Origin of the sequence: Thiothrix winogradskyi, assembly GCF_021650935.1 — a bacterium.
Lineage (GTDB): Bacteria > Pseudomonadota > Gammaproteobacteria > Thiotrichales > Thiotrichaceae > Thiothrix > Thiothrix winogradskyi.
The window spans coordinates 2,169,710-2,195,214 of record NZ_CP091244.1 but is presented as its reverse complement, the minus strand read 5'-3'; the positions used below and the strand labels follow the sequence as shown (position 1 = coordinate 2,195,214).

Sequence of the window (25,505 nt, the reverse complement as noted above, 5' to 3'; positions counted from 1 at the left end):
AGTAGGTCGGGCTTCAGCCCGACACCTTCTCTCGCATCTAGCCCGGTGGCCACCCCAACTCACGCCCCGCCAACAAATGCAAATGAATATGGAACACCGTTTGCCCCGCATCCGCGCCACAATTCATGGTGACGCGATAGCCGTTTTCAGCATACCCAGCATCCGCCGCAATTTTTTGTGCTGCCAGAAATAGCTTGCCCACCAACGCAGCATCTTCCGGCTGAATGTCATTGATGGAAGCAATGTGCTTGCGTGGAATAATCAGTACATGCAGCGGTGCTTGCGGATTAATGTCGTGGAAAGCCAGCACATCCTCGTCTTCATAGGCAATTTTTGCCGGGATCTCACCTGCCACAATGCGGCAGAATAAACAGTTGCTCATCAGTATTTTCTCCGTCCTTCAAAGGCGTGGGAAAGGGTTCCGCTATCGACGTATTCGAGTTCGCTACCCATTGGTACGCCGTGCGCAATCCGTGACGCCGGAATGCCACGTTTGGCGGCAAGTTCGCTGATGTAATGCGCGGTGACTTCGCCTTCCACAGTCGGGTTGGTAGCAAGGATCAGCTCCTTAACCTCGCCTTCATCCAAACGGACTTCCAGCATGTCCAGCCCAATGTCTTCGGGGCCAATACCATCCAGTGGTGACAGCCGCCCACCCAAGACGAAATAATAGCCACGATACCCGGTCGCCTGCTCAATCGCAACCACATCGGAAGGGTGTTCGACCACGCACAGCAATTGCGGTTGCCGTGCCGGATTCGCGCAAATGCGGCAGGTATCGTGTTCGGTCAAGGTGCGGCAACGCGAACAGCGCTTAATGTCACGCATTGCCCGCCCCATGACATCAGCAAGCCGTTCACCGCTTCGCCGGTCGTTTTCCAGCAAGTGGAACGCCATACGCTGCGCGGTACGCGAACCGATACCGGGCAGGCAGCGCAACGCATCCACCAATTCTTTCAGCAGCGAGGATTCGCTCATCTTAAAACGGCATCTTGAAGCCGGGCGGCATCGGCATTCCTGCGGTTACGCCTGCCATGCGCTCCTTCGAGGCTTCTTCCAGCTTATGCACGGCATCATTGAACGCGGCTGTTACCAAGTCTTCCACCATGTCTTTATCGTCTTCAAACAGGCTGGGGTCGATGGTGACACGCTTGCATTCGTGCTTGCCGTTAATCACGACTGACACCAAACCGCCACCGGATTGCCCCGGCACTTCCATCGCCGCAATTTCTTCTTGCGCCTTTTGCATATTTTCTTGCATTTTTTGCGCCTGCTTCATCAGGCCGCCAAGTCCGGCTTTACCCATCATGGTATGTGTATCCTCATTGTGTTCAATAGCTGGCAGTTTACTACACTAACTGGCATTTGTGCGCGGGCGGATGCTGCCCGGTACGATAACTGCGCCAAAAGCCTCTTGCAATTGCTGCACAAACGGGTCGTTGTTAATGGCTGCTTCGGCTGCCTGTTGCTGTTCCGCCGCTTCGCGCAAGGTACGCTTTTCAGGGGTTTCTTCGGTTACGACACCAACTTGAAAATTCAGTTTAAGCGAACGCCCGTAATGCTTTGCCAGTGCCGCCGCCAATTGTGCTTCGGCAGATTCACTTTGCAGGGTTGCGCCGCTTTCATCCAGCAATAGCGTAATCTGATCATCTGTCACGCTTTCCAACAGGCAATGTTGCGCCAGAGGCAGCGCCATACCGGAAAGGTTGAGTTGGGGGTAGATGGTGTGCCAGTCGTTAGTGGAAACGGACGTGGAAAGAACCTCACCCCCTAGCCCCCTCTCCTTGACAGGAGAGGGGGGACGAGAGGGAGTCTTTTCTTCCTCTTCCTCCCCCTCTCCTGTCAAGGAGAGGGGGGCGGGGGGTGAGGTTCTTTGTACTTCAACTACAATTTTTTTTTTCTCAACCTGCGTCGAGTGTGCCTGAGATTTGCCATCATCTAACCGAAACGCCAACATTCGCAACAGCAACATCTCAAACCCGCCACGCGGATCAGGCGCTAGGGGCAAATCGCGCCGCCCATACAATGCCATTTGGTAATACAGTTGCACATCTGCTGGTGACAGTAATTTCGCCATCTGCGCAATATCGGCATCTGCCTCATCGGCTGGCACGACTTGCTGCACTGCTATGCTATGCAACAAGGCAATGAAACCATCCGCCGCCGCCGTAAAATCGGTGGTGAGTTGTGCCATTTGCTCAACCGTTGCCAGCATCCCTGCCCCGTCGTCATCCGCGATGGCTTGCAACAAGGCGAGTAAATGCTCGTGGGGCAACAAGCCCAGCATATCCTGCACTTCGTCTTCGCTCACTGCCCCGCCACCGGCAACAATTGCCTGATCGGTCAAGCTCAGCGCATCGCGCATACTGCCATCTGCCGCCCGCGCCAATAACCGTAAAGCACTCTCGCTGAAGGGGATATTTTCCTGCTCCAACACATTTGCCAAATGCCCACTGATCATATCCACCGGCATTCGTTTCAGATTAAATTGCAGGCAACGTGACAAAATCGTGACCGGCAATTTCTGCGGGTCAGTGGTGGCAAACAGGAATTTGACGTGCGGCGGTGGCTCTTCCAGTGTTTTCAACAGCGCGTTGAAACTGTGACCAGAGAGCATGTGTACTTCGTCGATCAGGTAAATCTTGAAACGCCCACGGGTCGGCGCGTATTGCACATTGTCCAACAAATCGCGGGTATCTTCGACCTTGGTGCGTGAAGCCGCATCGACTTCGATCAGGTCAACGTGACGACCCTCGGCAATTTCGCGGCAACTGCGGCATTCCCCACACGGTTTGGCGGTAACACCGGTTTCGCAGTTGAGGCATTTGGCAAAGATTCGGGCAAGAGTGGTTTTACCTACCCCGCGAGTGCCGGTGAACAAATAGGCATGATGCAGCCGTTGCTGACCATCATCACCTTCCAAGGCATTCATCAAGGCTCGCAATACGTGTGCCTGACCGACCATTTGCTGGAAGTCCTGAGGCCGCCATTTTCGAGCAAGTACTTGATAACTCATGAGGTATTCGTAGAATTTTAGAGTGGTGGCAGCCTGCACCAGCCACATCCCGGCACCCGAATCAGTAGCTGTTGCTGCTCCCTTCCGGGCCTGACAAGGTTCACTACCTACCGTCGCGGGAGAACCGATGCAGGCCACCATTGCGAAGAACGCGGAATTATGACTGAATTACACGCCAACAACAAGGCATTTACGCAAGCGTCAGCAAACCCGCTCCATTCATAGAAATTTGATTGCTTAATAGGTGATGATTGACTATAAACAATGCTGGCAGCCGTTGCCCCCTGTTGAGTGTACTTATAGAGAAATACCCATGACGATCCGCAAGATATTGATCGCTGACGATTCCAATACTGAACGCCTGAACCTTACCCATATCCTTGAATCCGCTGGTTATCAAGTGATAGCAGCGCAATCTGGCAATGAAGCGAAAGCCTTAGCCGAAACCCAACAACCGGACTTGATCCTGTTGGACATTATCATGGATGACGGCGATGGTTATCAGGCGTGCCGTGCGATCAAACGCAACCCTGCGACCCAAGCAATTCCCGTAATAATGGTATCCAGCAAATCCAATCCCGTGGATAAGCAATGGGCGCAAAAACTAGGCGCAACCAATTACATCGTCAAGCCCTATACGGATGCGGATGTACTCGCCCAAATAGCCCAGTTGTAACGACAGCCCATAATAAATAGCGGTTCTAGCCATAAAAATAGTCAACAATAAATAAGGAGGAAACAGGTGACAACACCATCTGATGTGGTCGAAAACCGATTCTGTTATTGCGTAGGCACACACACCCTGTTACTCGAAAGCGCTATCAGGGCAGAAGTGTTAACTGACCAGACCAACTACCCCGTGCCGTTTGCACCAGCATGGTGTGCGGGACTCATTAGTCTGCGTGGGGATTTGCTTCCCATCATTAACATGCATCAGGTTGTGCAAGGTCAGAGCTATCAAGGCAAACCTCAATTGTTGTTGATACAACACCCCCAATTTCCCCCTATTGCCTTAACCTGTGACGGCTACCCGCGCTCACTGAAATTAACGGCAGCCGATTTGACCCCGCAGGCAGAAGACAATCTACCAAGCTGGATTCCGCATACCCTGCACCATCAAGGCATTCGCTTACTAGCCGCAGACCACGGTAAATTACTGCGTCATATTCAACGCACACAAGGAAGTTAACCCCCAACAAGGAGTCGTTAAGCATGAAAAACAACAACAAAAGCCTATTAACCGCAATATTATTAAGCCTGTCACTCAGTATGCCCATTGCTGTGCACGCGGAAGACGGCGTAAGCGCCACTGAAATTACCATCGGTGGTGTTATGGATTTAGAAGGACATTCCAGCGGCTTAGGCTTGGGAATGAAAGCGGGTATCGAAGCAGCCTTAGCCAACCAAACCATTGCGGGACGCAAACTCCGTTTCATCACCGAAAATGACTCTTACACGCCCGATAAAGCCGTCGCTGCCACCGAAAAGCTCATTGCACAAAAAGTCCTATTGTTCGCTGGCAATGTCGGCACGCCTACCGCTCAGGTCGTGTTACCCCTGTTAGAACAACAAAAAATCCCGGCACTCGGCTTTTTCACCGGTGCAGGTTTGCTGCGACCCGGACAAGGTGACATCATCAACTTCCGTGCCAGCTATGTGCAGGAAACGAAAGCGGTTATTGATGCGGCACTGCAACATGGGGTTAAGCCTAACGAAGTGTGTGCCTATGTACAAAATGATGCATACGGCATGGCAGGTGTCAGCGGTATTCGTTCAGCCCTGCAAAAAAGTTCAGAAGTTGATACTATCATCGCCGCGTTAGATAAGATCATCGCAGCAAGTGGTGCGGAACCGGAACGTAATAACCAAGGCCCGGTAGGCGTTTATACCCGTAATACCTTCATCGCCCGTGACGGTTACGACTCGCTAAAAGCGTGGGAGCAACAGCAAGGCAGTACCTGCAAACTCGTGGTAACTGTTGGCACGTATGAAGCGATTGCCCGCTTTATTGCGTATGCACACAGCAAAAATGAACCATGGGTCTTCAGCGCCGTCTCCTTCACTGGTGCTGATGATTTCCGCAAGACCTTGAATAAATTTAACATAATTGATCGAGTAATCATGACTCAAGTAGTACCACTACCGGACAGTGACCTGCCTATTGTGCAAGAAGCCCGCACCGCGCTCGGCAAAGACTACGGTTATGTGTCGCAAGAAGGTTATATTGTGGGCAAATTACTCTTGCACGGCTTACAGCAACTGGAAACAGAGGCAAAAACCATCACCCGTACCAATTTACTTGCCACGTTCAAAGGCCAACAATTTGACCTCGACGGTTTAACGATGGACTTTAGCAATGACAATCAAGGCTCGGATCTGGTCGTGATGACACGCCATACCAACGATAAATGGCTAGCCATGCAAGATAGCACCTGGAGTGACTGGCTCGACCAACAACAAAAAACACCAACGAAAGATTAAGCGAGGGAAATCATCATGACCACTCAGGCAAAGAAACGCACCGGTTTTCTGGGCAACTTATCCGTTGCTCGCCGCATTTATGCACTCATTCTGGTTCCACTAGCCATCCTATTCATCACGGGTATTTTCGCGATTATTGCATTAAACCAAAACCGTTTAGCGCTGGAAGACATTAACTTGCGCGTTGTCGCCATCGACAAAGGCAACAAAGTTATCCGCCGGATGCAACGTGATTACGTGGCATTGCTGCACGAAGTGCAGATCGGCAGCCGCACTTGGGAGGATGGGCGAAAAACTCTTGAAAAGCTCGAAGCTGACCTCAGCAGCAGCATCTTACCCAGTTATCAAGCCGCAAAAACGGCACAAATGCAGGATGAGCAAACCCAAACAGCATTTAAAGAAGTCGATAACCTGCTAAGCACGATCCGTAGCGCTGACGAACTGCTCAAAACAGAAGACCGTGGCAAACTTGAGTTGTACCTGCAAAACGACCTCGATGCCGACACCAAACCATTGCGTGACAGCATCCATCAGGAAGTGGAACGTGACATTAAACAAGCAGAAGACGCTTTCGTCGGGGCGCAAAAGAATGTTGGCACCTTCCTGATTACCAGCATTGCCTTGATTTTATTAGGCACACTGATTGCCGCAGCCTTAGGCTTCTTTATTTACAAATCCATTGCGGATTCTATCGAGCAACTCATTAGCACAATGCGTAAAATTTCGGACGGTGATTTGAATGCCCGTGTAGAACTTGAAGGCAAAAATGAATTAGCCGAACTCGGACAAAACTTTGACCAAATGATCGAAGACCGTATTACCACTCAAGCGCGTATCGATGAAGAAAACCAACAACTCAACCAATCGGTCAGCGCATTGCTGAATGCGGTATTCGACCTGAGCGAACGCGATCTGACTGTTCGTGCCAAAGTTACCGAAGATGCGACTGGCCCGTTAGCTGATGCGATTAACCAGCTTGCTGAAGATACCGCTGACGTACTCAAACAAGTACGCGACGTTGCCACTTCCGTTGAAACCACGTCACAAGACGTTAACCATTACGCCTTGGCAGTCAACAAACTGGCACAATTGGAACAATCTGAAGCAGAAGAAACCACCGCGCAATTAGGCAATATCCTACAACGTTTGGATAGCATTGCCGCTTTTGCACAACACGCCAATCAGGTTGCGGACACCACATCAAACACCACCCGTCACGCGCAGCAAGCCGTATCGCGTAGTATGGAAAACATCACCAATATCCGTGATACCGTACAAGAAACCGGCAAACGCTTGAAACGCCTCGGTGAACGTTCCCAAGAAATCAGCCAGATCATCGACTTCATCAACAACCTCTCCGAACGCACCACCGTACTCGCACTCAACGCCAGTATGCAGGCCACGGCTGCCGGTGATGCCGGACGCGGGTTCTCGATGATCGCCGAAGAAATCCAACGTTTGGCGGAAAGCTCGCGTGATTCCACCAACCAGATTTCCACCTTAGTACGCAACATCCAGCAAGAAGCCAACACCACCATCGCCACGATGGATAACACCATCGCACAAGTAGTCAACGGCTCGACGCTTGCCAGCGAAGCCTCGCAGCAAATGCAAGCCACACTCGAAGCCACCAACCAACTGGTTGCTTCGGTAGAGAAAATTGCCGAATCCTCAGCCGAACAGGTTGCTATCAGTAAATCGCTGCAAATCCGCGCCGAACGCATCGTGGAAGCCACCCAATCCACCGGTAAAGAATTGTTGTCCCTCACCGGATTGACCAAAAACATGGCGGAATACGGTCAACGTCTGGTGAAATCGGTTAACGTTTTCAAACTGGATGCGTAAGCTATGGATGATGTCAGCGCCTTTGCCGAAGTACTGGAAGATGTTGCCCTGCAACTCTCCAGCCTCAACCCGCTTACTGAAGAGCCAGAAGACATTGCGGCGACTGCCTCCACTGTAGTTACCGAATGCCAGCGCCTGTCTGAAACCGCCCATCAATACGGCATGACTGGCATCGCCCAAACCGCCGAGTGGATACACCACCAACTCCTCAGCTTTCAGGAGATGCTACCGGAAGCCATTCTCGAACTGCTACAAGGCGGGCAACTATTCGGCTGGATCGAACTCGCCGCCTTTGCACTGCGCGAACCGGAAGACCACTCGCATCTGCCAGCCATTGCCGCAGAATTGATGAATGAAGCTTGGCCAGAACCAATTCCTGCCGACATCATGGAAAACTTGCTGCTTAACCTGCGCGTTAACACACTGCAAGTAGCACCGACTGAAGCAGAAGCCAGCACAACCATTGAAACCGTTGAAGCTATTGAGTCACCGATACAAAGCACCACCGCCATAGCACCCAACCCACTGGCTTGGGATGCAGACATTCACCCCGAACTATTGGAAGCTTATTTACAAGAAACCCCTAGGCAAATCGCCGAGGCCGCCCGTTTGATTCACCTGATTTCTCAAGGTGACAACACCCCAGAACAAAAACGCCATGCCGCCCGCCTAGCGCATACGGTTAAAGGGGCCAGTGGGGTCGTCGGTGTAAAGGCTCTTGCTGCCTTCACTCACCGGCTGGAAGATATTCTCGAACTCGATATCAACCCGCACTTACCCAATGGTTTAGGTCAAACCCTCGCCGCATGTGCCGATTGCCTAGAAACCCTGTTTGACCATTTGCAAGAACACAAACCACTACCAGACGAGTACGATGGTTTGCTGGCAGAGATGGATGCTTGGGAATTACGCCTTGCAGAAGCAACGCCAGCAGAATCTGCCAAGCCGGATATTTCCGAACTATTGCCGTCAACACCCCTGATTCTGCCTGACTTCATCACTCAATCGGGTTTGGCCGCCGATGATAACACCAATAACACTGACAGCCCCCCCAATACCGAAGTACCGCGCAGCACCTCCACCCATTTAAGTGTTCCGCTGGAAACCGTACAACGTTTACTAAACCTAGCTGGGGAACTAATCACCTCCACCAGCCAAATTGCCGAACAAGCCCAGCATACCTTGGCGTTTGGCAAACAACTCCAACAGCAAGACGAACACATTCGCCAGATGCTGGAGGAACTCAGTGAAACCATCGACCAGCAATCCATCAACCTACATTCACCATCCACCTATCAGTCTTTTGCAACCCTGAGTCAGGCAGATGGTTTTGACCAACTGGAATTGGAAGCCTATAACGACTTACACAGCACCTCGAATTTGCTAACCGAATCCATTGCGGACAACCGTGAATTGACGCGCAATCTACAACAACAAATTCGCCAAATTTCCGAACAGGTTTATCAGCAACAACGATTGCAGCGGCAACTCAGTGAAACCATTTTGCGTACCCGTCTCATTCCGGTGCAATCCATCGTCACGCGCTTGGAACGCACCGTGAGGGAAACTTGCCGCCGTACCGACAAGCAAGCCAACATCAGCATCATCGGGCAAAACCTGCAAGTGGATACCGACATCTTGCAAGGGTTAAACGCGCCTCTGTTGCACATGTTGCGCAATGCAGTTGACCACGGCATTGAAACACTTGAAGCCCGTCAAGCCGCAGGCAAACCCCCAGAAGGTCAAATTGAGCTGCGTTTTGAACAAAAAGGCAACCAAATTCATCTCACCTTGAGCGACGATGGTCAAGGGTTAAACTCTGAGCAAATTCGAGCGCGTGCTATCGAACGCGGCATGATCAAATCTGATAGTAAACTCAGTGAAGCCGACACCTTACGCCTGATCCTACAGCCAGGCTTTACCACTCGCGATCAAGTCAGCGATATTTCCGGGCGTGGCGTGGGCATGGACGTAGTGCAAACCGCTGTTGAAGACCTGCAAGGATTACTCCATATCAGCAGCCAAGTGGGGCAAGGCACAACCATTCACATTCAAGTCCCGCTCACCCTGATTGCAACTCATGCGTTATTAGTACGTGCAGGCGGCAATTTAGTCGCCATTCCCAGCAACACCATCCAACAATTGCTCTATGTTGCCCCCGATCAATACCGGTTTGAAGGTGAACACTGGTTTATTCAACACCAAGAACAATCCTTGGAAGTGCTGCCGTTGGCACAATTGTTGGACTGGCAAGCGCCATCACCCGATTTGCACAAAGGTCATTCACTCTTGATCATTGCCAGTGAGCAGAAAAGCTATGCCATGTATGTCGATGAAATCCAACAACCGCGTGACATCGTAGTCAAAAGCCTCGCCCCTTGGCTCAATTTAGCCCACGGCGTCAGTGGTGCCTGTATCCTCGCCAATGGCGCAGTTGCGCCAGTATTAGACGTATTGCGTATCTTGCGCCATCTGGAAAATGGTCAGCTCACCTTAAAGAGCAACCAAACACACCACACCGACAAAACGACACAACGCCCACGCATCCTCATCGTTGACGATTCACTCAGCAACCGTAAATCGCTCAGCCTTATGGTCGAACAAATGGGGTATCAACCCCTGACTGCTATTGACGGTCTTGAAGCGCTACAACAATTGCACGAACATACGATAGAACTGGTGTTAACCGACTTAGAAATGCCGCGCATGAATGGCTTGGAAATGACCCAAGCCATCCGCATCTGGCCGGAGAAAAGCCACTTACCGATCATTATGATCACGTCACGCGGCACACAAAAACACCGCAATATGGCACAACAAGCTGGGGTCGATGCATACCTCACCAAACCTGTTGACCATGACACCCTAAACAAACAATTACAACGCTGGCTGAAAACACAACTTGCAGCCTGACAAAGAGAGAAATCACATGCTTACCACAACAAAAGAAACAATTGGCATTTGTTTATTCGAGCTTCCCGAAAAAGATCAGGCAGTTATTCAACGTGTCGTTACCTTTGGTGCATCGCAAGGAAAACATTACAGCCTGCAAACCGATATAACTTATGCTGACATTGTTATTACATTGGATGAAATTGAAATACCCGACAATACTGCTATCAATATTCGCATTGGTGAATCTGATCTGCCGTATGACATACTATTGCAACGACCACTATTAGTAACTCGTGTTATGCGAGCTATTGACGACGCTGCACAATTACTCAGATCACGCCCGGCGATTACCGAAACAACCCTACCAGTTGCACCGGAAACACCTATTGCGACGGTGGCTGTGCCAGAAAACACGACTGAACAGCCAGAGTCCTATCGCTATACCGCACTTGTCGTCGATGACAGCGCTGCTATTCGTAAACAATTAGAGATTGAGTTACGCCACGCCCATATTGCAGCCGATTTTGCCGAAACAGGTGAAGAAGCCTTAGAAAAATCAGCACAAAAGCAATACGATTTGATCTTCCTAGATGTCATTATGCCCGGCATTGATGGCTACGAAGTCTGCCGCAAAATGCGCTCTAGCAAAACCATGAAAAAAACCCCAATCATTATGCTAAGTGGTAAAACCTCCCCCCTCGATGAAGTCCAAGGCGTTATTGCTGGCGCATCTACGTATTTGACCAAACCCGTTCAACATGAACAGTTTCAACAGACATTAAAACGGGTATCTAAATGGCTCACAAACTTTGCTCACTAAGGTGAGCATTTTCATAAAGGTTAAGTAAAAACAACAGGCAAAAAAAAGCCCCGCAACGGAAACCGTTAACGGGGCTTTTAGGAATAGTGCTTGGCGTTGACCTACTCTCACATGGGGAGACCCCACACTACCATCGGCGATGCTGCGTTTCACTTCTGAGTTCGGGATGGGATCAGGTGGTTCCACAGCTCTATGGACACCAAGCAAACTGGCAAGGTTGGGAAGGTTTGTTGGTCAGTGAGGGCGGGTATGCTCTCTTCTGCCGTAGTCTTCTCGACCTAATCTGGAAAAATATCAGGGATACTTAATAACTGAGGTCTGACAGTTGCCTGTCTTCGATTCATACATCTCTAGTAGACCGTTTGGGGTTATAGGATCAAGCCTCACGGGCAATTAGTACTGGTTAGCTGCATACATTACTGCACTTCCACACCCAGCCTATCAACGTCGTAGTCTCCAACGGCTCCAGGCCTCAAGGGGTCAGGGAGATCTCATCTTGGGAGGGGCTTCCCGCTTAGATGCTTTCAGCGGTTATCCCGTCCGAACATAGCTACCCTGCAATGCCACTGGCGTGACAACAGGAACACCAGAGGTTCGTCCAATCCGGTCCTCTCGTACTAAGGTCAGCTTCCCTCAAATCTCCAACGCCCACGGCAGATAGGGACCGAACTGTCTCACGACGTTCTGAACCCAGCTCGCGTACCACTTTAAATGGCGAACAGCCATACCCTTGGGACCTGCTTCAGCCCCAGGATGTGATGAGCCGACATCGAGGTGCCAAACTCCCCCGTCGATATGGACTCTTGGGAGGAATCAGCCTGTTATCCCCGGAGTACCTTTTATCCGTTGAGCGATGGCCCTTCCATGCAGAGCCACCGGATCACTAAGACCTACTTTCGTACCTGCTCGACTTGTCTGTCTCGCAGTCAAGCGTGCTTATGCCTTTACACAAACCTCACGATTTCCGACCGTGATTAGCACACCTTCGCGCTCCTCCGTTACTCTTTAGGAGGAGACCGCCCCAGTCAAACTACCCACCATGTATTGTCCCCGATATTGTGATATCTGGGTTAGAACTCCGAACATACCAGGGTGGTATTTCAAGGACGACTCCACCTGAACTGGCGTTCCGGTTTCATAGTCTCCCACCTATCCTACACAAGTAGGTTCAAAGTTCAATACAAAGCTATAGTAAAGGTTCACGGGGTCTTTCCGTCTAGCCGCGGGTACACTGCATCTTCACAGCGATTTCAATTTCACTGAGTCTCGGATGGAGACAGTGCCGCCATCGTTACGCCATTCGTGCAGGTCGGAACTTACCCGACAAGGAATTTCGCTACCTTAGGACCGTTATAGTTACGGCCGCCGTTTACCGGGGCTTCGATCAAGAGCTTCGCTTGCGCTAACCCCATCAATTAACCTTCCGGCACCGGGCAGGCGTCACACCCTATACGTCCTCTTTCGAGTTTGCAGAGTGCTGTGTTTTTGATAAACAGTCGCAGCGGCCTGGTCTCTGCGGCCCACTTGCGTGGGCGTACCTTCTCCCGAAGTTACGGTACCATTTTGCCTAGTTCCTTCATCCGAGTTCTCTCAAGCGCCTTGGAATTCTCATCCAGCCCACCTGTGTCGGTTTGGGGTACGGTCAGCACTAACCTGAAGCTTAGGGACTTTTCTTGGAAGCAGGGCATCAAACACTTCAGTACCGTAGTACCTCGTCATCACGCCTCAGTGTTAATAGATTCCCGGATTTGCCTAAGAATCCCACCTAAACGCTTAAACAACCATCCAATAGGTTGCTGTCCTAGCCTTCTCCGTCCTCCCATCGCAGTTAGTGCCGGTACAGGAATATTGACCTGTTTCCCATCGACTACGCATTTCTGCCTCGCCTTAGCGGCAACTAACCTGCGCCGATTAACGTTGCGCAGGAAACCTTGGGCTTTCGGCGGACGGGTTTTTCACCCGTCTTGTCGTTACTTATGTCAGCATTCGCACTTCTGATACCTCCAGCAAACTTTCCAGTTCACCTTCACAGGCGTACAGAACGCTCCTCTACCACTTGCATAAAATGCAAGTCCGCAGCTTCGGTGTGTGGCTTAAGCCCCGTTGAATCTTCCGCGCAGGCCGACTCGACCAGTGAGCTATTACGCTTTCTTTAAAGGATGGCTGCTTCTAAGCCAACCTCCTGGCTGTCTGTGCCTTCCCACATCGTTTCCCACTGAGCCACAACTTGGGGACCTCGGCTGGCGGTCTGGGTTGTTTCCCTTTTGACAACGGACGTTAGCACCCGCTGTCTGTCTCCCGTGCTCGCACTTCCTAGTATTCGGAGTTTGCAATGGGTTGGTAAGCCGGTCAGCCGCCAGCCATAACAGTGCTCTACCCCTAGGAGTGATACACGAGGCGCTACCTAAATAGCTTTCGAGGAGAACCAGCTATCTCCGAGCTTGATTAGCCTTTCACTCCTATCCACAGCTCATCCCCTACCTTTTCAACGGGAGTGGGTTCGGTCCTCCAGTACCTGTTACGGCACCTTCAACCTGGCCATGGATAGATCGCTCGGTTTCGGGTCTACTCCCAGCGACTGAACGCCCTGTTCAGACTCGCTTTCGCTACGCCTCCCCTATCGGTTAAGCTTGCCACTGAAAGTAAGTCGCTGACCCATTATACAAAAGGTACGCAGTCACCCCAAAGGGCTCCCACTGCTTGTACGTACACGGTTTCAGGTTCTATTTCACTCCCTTCACCAGGGTTCTTTTCGCCTTTCCCTCACGGTACTGGTTCACTATCGGTCAGTCAGGAGTATTTAGCCTTGGAGGATGGTCCCCCCATCTTCAGACAGGATTTCTCGTGTCCCGCCCTACTTAATATGTCCTTGAAGCATTTTCGTGTACGGGGCTATCACCCGGTATCGCTGGCCTTTCCATACCATTCCACTAACACTAAAAGATTCGGCTGTTCCCCGTTCGCTCGCCGCTACTGGGGGAATCTCGGTTGATTTCTTTTCCTACAGGTACTTAGATGTTTCAGTTCCCTGCGTTCGCCTTCCTTTCGGAATACCACAAAAGTGGTGGGTTTCCCCATTCGGAAATCTACGGGTCAATGCCTATTTGCAGGCTAACCGTAGCTTATCGCATGCTATAACGTCCTTCATCGCCTCTGACTGCCAAGGCATCCACCGTGTACGCTTAGTCACTTGATCCTATAACCCGAAACAGTCTACTTCCTTTTGTGCTGGTAGACTCGGGTTACAGAGTGTCTATAATCTCGTAACGATCAATCTTGAGATATATAATCTTCTCAGTTATACATTTCGCCTTGATATTTTTCCATGTTGTTAAAGAACGACCTATCGACTTAGGTTGAACCGACAAAAGCCAGTGCAAAATAAACTGTGTCCTTTGGGGAAGCCAGTTCGCTTTGCGGTGACTTTTGGAGTTACCGTGGTGTGTGCATTTATTGCAATGCCTTTTTGGTGTTATGTGCTTAGTGTCATTATGACTAATGTTACTGTGACATTGACCAGAAAGTGGTGGAGCCAGACGGGATCGAACCGACGACCTCCTGCGTGCAAGGCAGGCGCTCTCCCAGCTGAGCTATGGCCCCTGAAAACCTTTTGCGATGCAAGAGTGGTGGGTCTAGGTGGACTCGAACCACCGGCCTCACCCTTATCAGGGGTGCGCTCTAACCAACTGAGCTATAGACCCGTGTTCGGTACTAGAGCGCTTGCAATAAATGCGGTCTGCCAGACTACTTGTGTGGGAACTTGTGATCGTGTGAGCGACGTTTCTCGTAAAGGAGGTGATCCAGCCGCAGGTTCCCCTACGGCTACCTTGTTACGACTTCACCCCAGTCATCGGCCACACCGTGGCAAGCGCCCTCCTTGCGGTTAGACTACCTGCTTCTGGTGCAACAAACTCCCATGGTGTGACGGGCGGTGTGTACAAGGCCCGGGAACGTATTCACCGCGACATGCTGATTCGCGATTACTAGCGATTCCGACTTCACGGAGTCGAGTTGCAGACTCCGATCCGGACTACGGATGGCTTTCTGGGATTTGCTCCACCTCGCGGTCTTGCTTCCCTCTGTACCACCCATTGTAGCACGTGTGTAGCCCTGGTCATAAGGGCCATGATGACTTGACGTCATCCCCACCTTCCTCCGGTTTGTCACCGGCAGTCTCCTTAGAGTTCCCACCATTACGTGCTGGCAACTAGGGATAGGGGTTGCGCTCGTTGCGGGACTTAACCCAACATCTCACGACACGAGCTGACGACAGCCGTGCAGCACCTGTGTTAGTGTTCCCGAAGGCACCAAAACATTTCTGCTAAGTTCACTACATGTCAAGACCAGGTAAGGTTCTTCGCGTTGCATCGAATTAAACCACATGCTCCACCGCTTGTGCGGGCCCCCGTCAATTCCTTTGAGTTTTACTCTTGCGAGCGTACTCCCCAGGCGGTCAACTTAATACGTTAGCTCCACCACCAAACTCTAAAGCGAGCCTGACGGCTAGTTGACATCGTTTACGGCGTGGACTACCAGGGTATCTAATCCTGTTTGCTACCCACGCTTTCGTGCCTCAGCGTCAGTGTTGGTCCAGAGAGTCGCCTTCGCCACTGATGTTCCTTCCGATCTCTATGCATTTCACCGCTACACCGGAAATTCCACTCTCCTCTCCCACACTCTAGTCTTCCAGTATCAGATGCAGTTCCCAGGTTGAGCCCGGGGATTTCACATCTGACTTAAAAAACCGCCTACGCACGCTTTACGCCCAGTAATTCCGATTAACGCTTGCACCCTCCGTATTACCGCGGCTGCTGGCACGGAGTTAGCCGGTGCTTCTTCTGTTGGTAACGTCATTATCTTCCCAACTGAAAGTGCTTTACAACCCGCAGGCCTTCTTCACACACGCGGTATTGCTGGATCAGGCTTGCGCCCATTGTCCAATATTCCCGACTGCTGCCTCCCGTAGGAGTCCGGCCGTGTCTCAGTCCCGATGTGGCTGGCCATCCTCTCAGACCAGCTAAAGATCGTCGCCTTGGTAAGCCTTTACCTTACCAACTAGCTAATCTTACGCGGAGCCGTTAAATAGCGGCTTGCGCCTTTCCCCCGTAGGGCGTATGCGGTATTAATCCGGCTTTCGCCGGGCTGTCCCCCACTACTCAGTAGATTCCCACGTGTTACTCACCCGTCCGCCACTGAATCCGAAGATTCCGTTCGACTTGCATGTCTTAAGCATACCGCCAGCGTTCAATCTGAGCCAGGATCAAACTCTTCAGTTCAATCTTTATCTTTTGAAATTGAAGAGCAAATCCATCGAAATTACGTATATATTACATTAACGTGAACTCAATGGTTGCTTGCTTCTGTGCCTCTCGACACAATCACAAGCCCCCACACAAGTTTTCTGGCTTCTTTTGTTAATCTGCGCTCTACTCCGTAAGCAGAGAGGGGCGAATCTTAAATGAATCAGGACTAGCTGTCAAGACATTTAAGTTTCAGTTTTTATTTGCTCGAAACACTAAGAAAACCTAATGCTGCGAGGAAATAAAAGCCCTGTAATTAGTGAACTAATACAGGGCTTTTGGAATAGTGCTTGGCGTTGACCTACTCTCACATGGGGAGACCCCACACTACCATCGGCGATGCTGCGTTTCACTTCTGAGTTCGGGATGGGATCAGGTGGTTCCACAGCTCTATGGACACCAAGCAAACTGGCAAGGTTGGGAAGGTTTGTTGGTCAGTGAGGGCGGGTATGCTCTCTTCTGCCGTAGTCTTCTCGACCTAATCTGGAAAAATATCAGGGATACTTAATAACTGAGGTCTGACAGTTGCCTGTCTTCGATTCATACATCTCTAGTAGACCGTTTGGGGTTATAGGATCAAGCCTCACGGGCAATTAGTACTGGTTAGCTGCATACATTACTGCACTTCCACACCCAGCCTATCAACGTCGTAGTCTCCAACAGCCTCCAGGCCCCAAGGGGTCAGGGAGATCTCATCTTGGGAGGGGCTTCCCGCTTAGATGCTTTCAGCGGTTATCCCGTCCGAACATAGCTACCCTGCAATGCCACTGGCGTGACAACAGGAACACCAGAGGTTCGTCCAACCCGGTCCTCTCGTACTAAGGTCAGCTTCCCTCAAATCTCCAACGCCCACGGCAGATAGGGACCGAACTGTCTCACGACGTTCTGAACCCAGCTCGCGTACCACTTTAAATGGCGAACAGCCATACCCTTGGGACCTGCTTCAGCCCCAGGATGTGATGAGCCGACATCGAGGTGCCAAACTCCCCCGTCGATATGGACTCTTGGGAGGAATCAGCCTGTTATCCCCGGAGTACCTTTTATCCGTTGAGCGATGGCCCTTCCATGCAGAGCCACCGGATCACTAAGACCTACTTTCGTACCTGCTCGACTTGTCTGTCTCGCAGTCAAGCGTGCTTATGCCTTTACACAAACCTCACGATTTCCGACCGTGATTAGCACACCTTCGCGCTCCTCCGTTACTCTTTAGGAGGAGACCGCCCCAGTCAAACTACCCACCATGTATTGTCCCCGATATTGTGATATCTGGGTTAGAACTCCGAACATACCAGGGTGGTATTTCAAGGACGACTCCACCTGAACTGGCGTTCCGGTTTCATAGTCTCCCACCTATCCTACACAAGTAGGTTCAAAGTTCAATACAAAGCTATAGTAAAGGTTCACGGGGTCTTTCCGTCTAGCCGCGGGTACACTGCATCTTCACAGCGATTTCAATTTCACTGAGTCTCGGATGGAGACAGTGCCGCCATCGTTACGCCATTCGTGCAGGTCGGAACTTACCCGACAAGGAATTTCGCTACCTTAGGACCGTTATAGTTACGGCCGCCGTTTACCGGGGCTTCGATCAAGAGCTTCGCTTGCGCTAACCCCATCAATTAACCTTCCGGCACCGGGCAGGCGTCACACCCTATACGTCCTCTTTCGAGTTTGCAGAGTGCTGTGTTTTTGATAAACAGTCGCAGCGGCCTGGTCTCTGCGGCCCACTTGCGTGGGCGTACCTTCTCCCGAAGTTACGGTACCATTTTGCCTAGTTCCTTCATCCGAGTTCTCTCAAGCGCCTTGGAATTCTCATCCAGCCCACCTGTGTCGGTTTGGGGTACGGTCAGCACTAACCTGAAGCTTAGGGACTTTTCTTGGAAGCAGGGCATCAAACACTTCAGTACCGTAGTACCTCGTCATCACGCCTCAGTGTTAATAGATTCCCGGATTTGCCTAAGAATCCCACCTAAACGCTTAAACAACCATCCAATAGGTTGCTGTCCTAGCCTTCTCCGTCCTCCCATCGCAGTTAGTGCCGGTACAGGAATATTGACCTGTTTCCCATCGACTACGCATTTCTGCCTCGCCTTAGGGGCCGACTAACCCTGCGCCGATTAACGTTGCGCAGGAAACCTTGGGCTTTCGGCGGACGGGTTTTTCACCCGTCTTGTCGTTACTTATGTCAGCATTCGCACTTCTGATACCTCCAGCAAACTTTCCAGTTCACCTTCACAGGCGTACAGAACGCTCCTCTACCACTTGCATAAAATGCAAGTCCGCAGCTTCGGTGTGTGGCTTAAGCCCCGTTGAATCTTCCGCGCAGGCCGACTCGACCAGTGAGCTATTACGCTTTCTTTAAAGGATGGCTGCTTCTAAGCCAACCTCCTGGCTGTCTGTGCCTTCCCACATCGTTTCCCACTGAGCCACAACTTGGGGACCTTAGCTGGCGGTCTGGGTTGTTTCCCTTTTGACAACGGACGTTAGCACCCGCTGTCTGTCTCCCGTGCTCGCACTTCCTAGTATTCGGAGTTTGCAATGGGTTGGTAAGCCGGTCAGGGCCCCCTAGCCATAACAGTGCTCTACCCCTAGGAGTGATACACGAGGCGCTACCTAAATAGCTTTCGAGGAGAACCAGCTATCTCCGAGCTTGATTAGCCTTTCACTCCTATCCACAGCTCATCCCCTACCTTTTCAACGGGAGTGGGTTCGGTCCTCCAGTACCTGTTACGGCACCTTCAACCTGGCCATGGATAGATCGCTCGGTTTCGGGTCTACTCCCAGCGACTGAACGCCCTGTTCAGACTCGCTTTCGCTACGCCTCCCCTATCGGTTAAGCTTGCCACTGAAAGTAAGTCGCTGACCCATTATACAAAAGGTACGCAGTCACCCCAAAGGGCTCCCACTGCTTGTACGTACACGGTTTCAGGTTCTATTTCACTCCCTTCACCAGGGTTCTTTTCGCCTTTCCCTCACGGTACTGGTTCACTATCGGTCAGTCAGGAGTATTTAGCCTTGGAGGATGGTCCCCCCATCTTCAGACAGGATTTCTCGTGTCCCGCCTGCTTAATATGTCCTTGAAGCATTTTCGTGTACGGGGCTATCACCCGGTATCGCTGGCCTTTCCATACCATTCCACTAACACTAAAAGATTCGGCTGTTCCCCGTTCGCTCGCCGCTACTGGGGGAATCTCGGTTGATTTCTTTTCCTACAGGTACTTAGATGTTTCAGTTCCCTGCGTTCGCCTTCCTTTCGGAATACCACAAAAGTGGTGGGTTTCCCCATTCGGAAATCTACGGGTCAATGCCTATTTGCAGGCTAACCGTAGCTTATCGCATGCTATAACGTCCTTCATCGCCTCTGACTGCCAAGGCATCCACCGTGTACGCTTAGTCACTTGATCCTATAACCCGAAACAGTCTACTTCCTTTTGTGCTGGTAGACTCGGGTTACAGAGTGTCTATAATCTCGTAACGATCAATCTTGAGATATATAATCTTCTCAGTTATACATTTCGCCTTGATATTTTTCCATGTTGTTAAAGAACGACCTATCGACTTAGGTTGAACCGACAAAAGCCAGTGCAAAATAAACTGTGTCCTTTGGGGAAGCCAGTTCGCTTTGCGGTGACTTTTGGAGTTACCGTGGTGTGTGCATTTATTGCAATGCCTTTTTGGTGTTATGTGCTTAGTGTCATTATGACTAATGTTACTGTGACATTGACCAGAAAGTGGTGGAGCCAGACGGGATCGAACCGACGACCTCCTGCGTGCAAGGCAGGCGCTCTCCCAGCTGAGCTATGGCCCCTGAAAACCTTTTGCGATGCAAGAGTGGTGGGTCTAGGTGGACTCGAACCACCGGCCTCACCCTTATCAGGGGTGCGCTCTAACCAACTGAGCTATAGACCCGTGTTCGGTACTAGAGCGCTTGCAATAAATGCGGTCTGCCAGACTACTTGTGTGGGAACTTGTGATCGTGTGAGCGACGTTTCTCGTAAAGGAGGTGATCCAGCCGCAGGTTCCCCTACGGCTACCTTGTTACGACTTCACCCCAGTCAGTCGGCCACGCCGTGGCAGCGCCCTCCTTGCGGTTAGACTACCTGCTTCTGGTGCAACAAACTCCCATGGTGTGACGGGCGGTGTGTACAAGGCCCGGGAACGTATTCACCGCGACATGCTGATTCGCGATTACTAGCGATTCCGACTTCACGGAGTCGAGTTGCAGACTCCGATCCGGACTACGGATGGCTTTCTGGGATTTGCTCCACCTCGCGGTCTTGCTTCCCTCTGTACCACCCATTGTAGCACGTGTGTAGCCCTGGTCATAAGGCCATGATGACTTGACGTCATCCCCACCTTCCTCCGGTTTGTCACCGGCAGTCTCCTTAGAGTTCCCACCATTACGTGCTGGCAACTAGGGATAGGGGTTGCGCTCGTTGCGGGACTTAACCCAACATCTCACGACACGAGCTGACGACAGCCGTGCAGCACCTGTGTTAGTGTTCCCGAAGGCACCAAAACATTTCTGCTAAGTTCACTACATGTCAAGACCAGGTAAGGTTCTTCGCGTTGCATCGAATTAAACCACATGCTCCACCGCTTGTGCGGGCCGTCAGCTCCTTTGAGTTTTACTCTTGCGAGCGTACTCCCAGGCGGTCAACTTAATACGTTAGCTCCACCACCAAACTCTAAAGCGAGCCTGACGGCTAGTTGACATCGTTTACGGCGTGGACTACCAGGGTATCTAATCCTGTTTGCTACCCACGCTTTCGTGCCTCAGCGTCAGTGTTGGTCCAGAGAGTCGCCTTCGCCACTGATGTTCCTTCCGATCTCTATGCATTTCACCGCTACACCGGAAATTCCACTCTCCTCTCCCACACTCTAGTCTTCCAGTATCAGATGCAGTTCCCAGGTTGAGCCCGGGGATTTCACATCTGACTTAAAAAACCGCCTACGCACGCTTTACGCCCAGTAATTCCGATTAACGCTTGCACCCTCCGTATTACCGCGGCTGCTGGCACGGAGTTAGCCGGTGCTTCTTCTGTTGGTAACGTCATTATCTTCCCAACTGAAAGTGCTTTACAACCCGCAGGCCTTCTTCACACACGCGGTATTGCTGGATCAGGCTTGCGCCCATTGTCCAATATTCCCGACTGCTGCCTCCCGTAGGAGTCCGGGCCGTGTCTCAGTCCCGATGTGGCTGGCCATCCTCTCAGACCAGCTAAAGATCGTCGCCTTGGTAAGCCTTTACCTTACCAACTAGCTAATCTTACGCGGGCTCATTAAATAGCGGCTTGCGCCTTTCCCCCGTAGGGCGTATGCGGTATTAATCCGGCTTTCGCCGGGCTGTCCCCCACTACTCAGTAGATTCCCACGTGTTACTCACCCGTCCGCCACTGAATCCGAAGATTCCGTTCGACTTGCATGTCTTAAGCATACCGCCAGCGTTCAATCTGAGCCAGGATCAAACTCTTCAGTTCAATCTTTATCTTTTGAAATTGAAGAGCAAATCCATCGAAATTACGTATATATTACATTAACGTGAACTCAATGGTTGCTTGCTTCTGTGCCTCTCGACACAATCACAAGCCCCCACACAAGTTTTCTGGCTTCTTTTGTTAATCTGCGCTCTGCTCCGTAAGCAGAGAGGGGCGAATCTTAAAGATTTATGAACTTCGTGTCAAACACTTTTTCAAAAATCTTGTCGACTCCAAAAGCAAAATGCAACTCCCTAAGTTATTGATTCTGCTTTTGTTTCAGAGCGTTTTTGCCCTGAGTGAGCGGCGCATTATACAGGCTGGATTAAGCCCGTCAACCTGTTTTTTGCATTACCCCAAGGTTATTTTAGCGAACTTACGCTTACCTACCTGGAAGACAGCCGTGATTCCCTTTTCAATCAAAAGATTACGGTCTTCGACTTTGATTCCATCGATTTTTACGCCACCTTGTTGAATCATGCGCAACGCATCCGAGGTACTACCGATCAAGCCTGCGGCTTTCAATAATGAGGCAATAGGCATCCCCGATCCTTCGGCAACGAGGCTAATTTCATCCATTTCATCCGGCATTGCACCTTTTTGAAAACGTGCAATGAAGTCTTCACGCGCCCCTACCGCAGCAGCCTGACTGTGGAAGCGAGCAATAAGCTCTTCCGCCAACAGGAACTTTAGGTCACGCGGATTCGCACCCTGCCCCACATCCTGCTTAAAACGTTTCAGCTCAGTCAGTGGGCGGAAACTCAATAACTCAAAGTAACGCCACATCAATTCATCCGAAATCGACATGATCTTGCCAAACATCTCGTTAGGCGCGTCAGTAATACCAATGTAGTTACCCAATGACTTTGACATCTTATTAACGCCGTCCAAGCCCTCCAGCAACGGCATGGTCATCACCACCTGCTGCTCTTGCCCGTATTGACGCTGTAATTCACGCCCGACTAGCAAGTTAAATTTTTGATCTGTGCCACCCAATTCCACATCGGCCTTCATCGCCACGGAATCGTAACCTTGCACCAAAGGATACAAAAACTCATGGATGGCAATTGGCTGCCCTGACTTATAGCGTTTTGTGAAATCATCGCGCTCTAACATCCGTGCCACGGTATGCTTTGCCGCCAACTGAATCAGCCCTGCACTTCCCAACTGATTCATCCACGTTGAATTAAACATAACCTCTGTTTTATCAGGATCAAGAATCTTGAAAATTTGCTCCTGATACGTCACCGCATTTTGTTGTACTTGTTCGGCTGTCAAAGCAGGTCGCGTGGCGGATTTGCCAGTCGGATCACCGATCATCCCAGTAAAGTCACCGATTAGAAATAAAATCTGGTGTCCGGCGTCCTGAAACTGTCTCATCTTATTAATGAGCACAGTGTGCCCCAGATGCAGATCAGGCGCGGTCGGGTCAAAGCCCGCTTTTATCCTGAGTGGCTTACCTTTTTTAAGTTTCGCCACCAATTCGGCTTCGACCAATACTTCTTCACACCCGCGTACCAGCTCTTGCATCAGGTCAGCAACATCATCCATTTAACATGCTCCAGAATTGACAATTCTTTAGTTTTGATCTACATAGAAAGACAAGTTTATCAGTTTTCTCAGATGCAAGGTTAAACAAGCATAGAGAGTGTCGTAATTCTTGGCTGATAAGCGTAGTGAGTCAACCACTATTGAGTTCAGGAATGATTCAGTACATACTCGCTAACCTCTGCTTCAATTGCAGTTTTTTGTATTAAAAACATACAGAAATACATCATTTGATAACAAGTATGGAGTAAAAACCCTTGTCATCGTTTACACGAAAGTCGCAGCCCAAAAAAAGCTGGGATGAGACTATGAAAGGCTTTGATTTCCCAGGATGTTACATACCTGTGGATCACAAATCTGGGTCAGCAAAGACTTCCTCCTCTAAACTGTTGGACAGCCTTCTCAAGCCCGCCCCTGTCAACGCTAGAGTGAAACCGGCGAAAAACAGAGTAGAGCACAAAACAGAAAATAGAGCAGAACCCAAAGCTCCGCCTGCATCGCCTTCCCTGTCTGCAAAAAAACCGCTGCGTTATCTGGCAACCCGCTCACTGTTACTTGCCTGCGGGCTTGCCACGCTGGGTAACGTCCCCGTTTACTCGATGATCAGCAGCACGGAAGATGGCAAGCTCATTCATTTAACAGAGCCATTGCTGGATAGCGCATCCCCCGCACAAGTCGTCAAAGATTTGAATTTACCGGCAGTCGCGGTTGAGTCATTCTCAGGGTACGCTATCGACATCCTGCCAGATGCCACGCAAGGTAACTGGTCAGCACACACGGTAGAAACTGACGACACCTTGGAATCTATCTTAGGCAGGCTCGAACTCACCAAAACATCGCAAAAGCTGTTGGAAAATACCACCATCAAGCAGGCGCTTGGCAACCTAAAAGCAGATGCCCGCCTGTTTACCCAAGTGGTTGATGACAGCCTCCAGCAACTCATTTACGCCAAAAACAAAACAGACGTTTACATCGTCTCCGTCACTGATGACGGCTACGTCGGCAAATGGGAAACCGGTGCATTAGAAACCCGCAATGCCAAAATCGCTTTTACGGTCAAGCACTCAATACAAAAGGATGGCAAAACCGCCGGTTTGAGTAACTCCGTCATCCGCCAGCTCAGTCAAGTGTTCCAGAAAGATGTCGATTTCAAGAAAGGTGTCAAGGTTGGTCATAAAGTTGGGGTTATCTTTGAAGATTTCCGCTACCAAGGCGAAAGTATCTACACGGATAAAGTGTTGGCAGCCGAATACGACACCGGCAAAAAGTCTTATCAGCGGGTGCGTTTCACCTTAGCTGAAGGCAGAACGGATTACTTCCGCCCCGATGGCGACACTGAACTCAAACGGGCTGCCTTTGACCGCAAGCCGCTGGCAGATGGACGCATGAGTTCTGGCTTTGGAATGCGTCGTCACCCCGTCTTCGGTTTACGTAAAAATCATGCCGGTACGGATTTCGCTGCACCCCGTGGCACACCGATTTATGCCACCGCCGACGGTAGCGTAAAATCCATCGGTCGCCAAGGTGGCTACGGTAACGTCATTGAATTGAGCCACATTAATGGCATCACCACCCTGTACGGGCATATGTCGGCTTTCAAAGACGACTTAAAATCCGGTCAAAAAGTCAAACGTGGCGATGTCATCGGGTATGTCGGCTCAACCGGCACATCCACCGGCAACCATGTGCATTACGAATTTCGGGTCAGTGGTGAGCCGCAGAATCCAATGGCAGTTGAACTCCCACAAGTCGGCATTATGACTGCCGAGGAAATGCAAACGTTTAAAAGTATCGCGACCGCAATGGTGCGAGACCTGACGGACTTGCGCAAATTGGCTTCAGCCGACCAAGCTGATCGCCAACAAAACGGCGGGTAAATTCCACAAGATGGCTTGTTGCAAGCAGCAACAAGCCAAGTTCACCTACTCAGCCTCTTCAATCCACGCCATTTGAATGGCTTCTAGGATTTTTTCGTTGGACTTTTCCGGGTCATCATTAAACCCATCCAATGCTTGCACCCACGCATGTAAATCGGTAAAGCGAATATAGCGTGGATCAACATCAGGGTAAGCATCATTTAACTGGATGGCAATTTCCAAGGTGTCTATCCATTTAAGTTCATCCAT

General features: G+C 50.7%; 13 protein-coding genes, 4 tRNA genes, 6 rRNA genes and 1 other RNA gene. 7 read left to right on the top strand and 17 right to left on the bottom strand.

Annotated features, from left to right (window positions below):
- Positions 1–37 precede the first annotated feature (37 nt).
- The 5 genes from L2Y54_RS11245 to ffs all read right to left on the bottom strand — a co-directional run bounded on the left by L2Y54_RS11245 (position 38) and on the right by ffs (position 3,146).
- Entirely contained in the window at positions 38–382 is a 345-nt protein-coding gene (locus L2Y54_RS11245; RefSeq protein WP_236496206.1) for a histidine triad nucleotide-binding protein, read from the bottom strand.
- Positions 382–978, bottom strand: coding sequence for a recombination mediator RecR (gene recR / locus L2Y54_RS11240; RefSeq protein ID WP_236496205.1), 597 nt, complete (start codon positions 976–978; stop codon positions 382–384). The genes L2Y54_RS11245 and recR overlap by 1 nt, the downstream gene beginning before the upstream one ends.
- Position 979: 1 nt before the next feature.
- A complete protein-coding gene (locus tag L2Y54_RS11235; RefSeq protein WP_425441584.1) occupies positions 980–1,309 on the bottom strand; it encodes a YbaB/EbfC family nucleoid-associated protein in 330 nt (109 codons plus the stop codon).
- A gap of 45 nt (positions 1,310–1,354) precedes the next feature.
- The gene (gene dnaX / locus L2Y54_RS11230) at positions 1,355–3,016 is read right to left on the bottom strand and encodes a DNA polymerase III subunit gamma/tau (protein WP_236496204.1); all 1,662 of its coding nucleotides are present in this window, start codon (positions 3,014–3,016) and stop codon (positions 1,355–1,357) included.
- Between the two features lie 33 nt (positions 3,017–3,049).
- Positions 3,050–3,146: signal recognition particle sRNA small type (gene ffs, locus L2Y54_RS11225), an RNA gene on the bottom strand.
- A 183-nt stretch (positions 3,147–3,329) separates the two neighbouring features.
- Between ffs and L2Y54_RS11220 the strand changes: the two genes are divergently transcribed.
- The 6 genes from L2Y54_RS11220 (at position 3,330) to L2Y54_RS11195 (ending at position 11,057) form a co-directional block, all read left to right on the top strand.
- Positions 3,330–3,692: a response regulator gene (locus tag L2Y54_RS11220; RefSeq protein WP_236496203.1), complete on the top strand. Its 363-nt coding sequence runs from the start codon at positions 3,330–3,332 to the stop codon at positions 3,690–3,692.
- A 66-nt stretch (positions 3,693–3,758) separates the two neighbouring features.
- On the top strand, positions 3,759–4,205 hold the full coding sequence (locus tag L2Y54_RS11215; protein ID WP_236496202.1) for a chemotaxis protein CheW: 447 nt from the start codon (positions 3,759–3,761) through the stop codon (positions 4,203–4,205).
- 23 nt (positions 4,206–4,228) lie between these two features.
- Positions 4,229–5,497 carry an ABC transporter substrate-binding protein gene (locus L2Y54_RS11210; RefSeq protein WP_236496201.1) on the top strand — a complete coding sequence of 423 codons (1,269 nt, stop codon included), beginning with the start codon at positions 4,229–4,231 and terminating at the stop codon, positions 5,495–5,497.
- Positions 5,498–5,512: 15 nt separating this feature from the next.
- On the top strand, positions 5,513–7,342 hold the full coding sequence (locus tag L2Y54_RS11205) for a methyl-accepting chemotaxis protein (RefSeq protein WP_236496200.1): 1,830 nt from the start codon (positions 5,513–5,515) through the stop codon (positions 7,340–7,342).
- A 3-nt stretch (positions 7,343–7,345) separates the two neighbouring features.
- Complete coding sequence (locus L2Y54_RS11200; protein WP_236496199.1) at positions 7,346–10,255, top strand: hybrid sensor histidine kinase/response regulator; 2,910 nt, start codon at positions 7,346–7,348, stop codon at positions 10,253–10,255.
- A gap of 16 nt (positions 10,256–10,271) precedes the next feature.
- Positions 10,272–11,057: a response regulator gene (locus L2Y54_RS11195; protein WP_236496198.1), complete on the top strand. Its 786-nt coding sequence runs from the start codon at positions 10,272–10,274 to the stop codon at positions 11,055–11,057.
- An 88-nt stretch (positions 11,058–11,145) separates the two neighbouring features.
- Here L2Y54_RS11195 and rrf (L2Y54_RS11190) read toward each other — a convergent pair.
- From rrf (L2Y54_RS11190) to tyrS, 11 genes are all read right to left on the bottom strand, one after another.
- Positions 11,146–11,261 (bottom strand): 5S ribosomal RNA (gene rrf, locus L2Y54_RS11190).
- A 168-nt stretch (positions 11,262–11,429) separates the two neighbouring features.
- Positions 11,430–14,253, bottom strand: a 23S ribosomal RNA gene (locus L2Y54_RS11185).
- Positions 14,254–14,581: 328 nt separating this feature from the next.
- Positions 14,582–14,657, bottom strand: a tRNA-Ala gene (locus tag L2Y54_RS11180).
- Positions 14,658–14,681: 24 nt separating this feature from the next.
- A tRNA-Ile gene (locus tag L2Y54_RS11175) sits at positions 14,682–14,758 on the bottom strand.
- An 87-nt stretch (positions 14,759–14,845) separates the two neighbouring features.
- Positions 14,846–16,333, bottom strand: a 16S ribosomal RNA gene (locus L2Y54_RS11170).
- 312 nt (positions 16,334–16,645) lie between these two features.
- Positions 16,646–16,761 (bottom strand): 5S ribosomal RNA (gene rrf / locus L2Y54_RS11165).
- Between the two features lie 168 nt (positions 16,762–16,929).
- A 23S ribosomal RNA gene (locus tag L2Y54_RS11160) occupies positions 16,930–19,758 on the bottom strand.
- Between the two features lie 328 nt (positions 19,759–20,086).
- Positions 20,087–20,162 (bottom strand) — tRNA-Ala (locus L2Y54_RS11155).
- A gap of 24 nt (positions 20,163–20,186) precedes the next feature.
- Positions 20,187–20,263, bottom strand: a tRNA-Ile gene (locus tag L2Y54_RS11150).
- Positions 20,264–20,350: 87 nt separating this feature from the next.
- Positions 20,351–21,834: ribosomal RNA gene (locus L2Y54_RS11145) — 16S ribosomal RNA — on the bottom strand.
- Together the 16S, 23S and 5S rRNA genes with 4 tRNA genes alongside form the textbook arrangement of a ribosomal RNA operon.
- A 348-nt stretch (positions 21,835–22,182) precedes the next feature.
- On the bottom strand, positions 22,183–23,382 hold the full coding sequence (gene tyrS, locus L2Y54_RS11140) for a tyrosine--tRNA ligase (RefSeq protein WP_236501973.1): 1,200 nt from the start codon (positions 23,380–23,382) through the stop codon (positions 22,183–22,185).
- A 341-nt stretch (positions 23,383–23,723) separates the two neighbouring features.
- Between tyrS and L2Y54_RS11135 the strand changes: the two genes are divergently transcribed.
- Entirely contained in the window at positions 23,724–25,256 is a 1,533-nt protein-coding gene (locus tag L2Y54_RS11135; protein WP_236501972.1) for a M23 family metallopeptidase, read from the top strand.
- A 45-nt stretch (positions 25,257–25,301) separates the two neighbouring features.
- Here the strand turns inward: L2Y54_RS11135 and iscX are convergent, their stop codons facing one another.
- Positions 25,302–25,505, bottom strand: a complete 204-nt coding sequence (iscX, locus tag L2Y54_RS11130) for a Fe-S cluster assembly protein IscX (protein WP_236501971.1) — start codon at positions 25,503–25,505, stop codon at positions 25,302–25,304.

What these genes read in the sequence shown, in the direction of transcription:
- iscX (WP_236501971.1), bottom strand. Translation starts at nt 25,505, where the DNA reads ATGGATGAACTTAAATGGATAGACACCTTGGAAATTGCCATCCAGTTA.
- tyrS (WP_236501973.1), bottom strand. Translation starts at nt 23,382, where the DNA reads ATGGATGATGTTGCTGACCTGATGCAAGAGCTGGTACGCGGGTGTGAA.
- L2Y54_RS11195 (WP_236496198.1), top strand. Translation starts at nt 10,272, where the DNA reads ATGCTTACCACAACAAAAGAAACAATTGGCATTTGTTTATTCGAGCTT.
- L2Y54_RS11235 (WP_425441584.1), bottom strand. Translation starts at nt 1,309, where the DNA reads ATGATGGGTAAAGCCGGACTTGGCGGCCTGATGAAGCAGGCGCAAAAA.
- L2Y54_RS11245 (WP_236496206.1), bottom strand. Translation starts at nt 382, where the DNA reads ATGAGCAACTGTTTATTCTGCCGCATTGTGGCAGGTGAGATCCCGGCA.
- L2Y54_RS11210 (WP_236496201.1), top strand. Translation starts at nt 4,229, where the DNA reads ATGAAAAACAACAACAAAAGCCTATTAACCGCAATATTATTAAGCCTG.
- L2Y54_RS11205 (WP_236496200.1), top strand. Translation starts at nt 5,513, where the DNA reads ATGACCACTCAGGCAAAGAAACGCACCGGTTTTCTGGGCAACTTATCC.
- recR (WP_236496205.1), bottom strand. Translation starts at nt 978, where the DNA reads ATGAGCGAATCCTCGCTGCTGAAAGAATTGGTGGATGCGTTGCGCTGC.
- L2Y54_RS11200 (WP_236496199.1), top strand. Translation starts at nt 7,346, where the DNA reads ATGGATGATGTCAGCGCCTTTGCCGAAGTACTGGAAGATGTTGCCCTG.
- dnaX (WP_236496204.1), bottom strand. Translation starts at nt 3,016, where the DNA reads ATGAGTTATCAAGTACTTGCTCGAAAATGGCGGCCTCAGGACTTCCAG.
- L2Y54_RS11220 (WP_236496203.1), top strand. Translation starts at nt 3,330, where the DNA reads ATGACGATCCGCAAGATATTGATCGCTGACGATTCCAATACTGAACGC.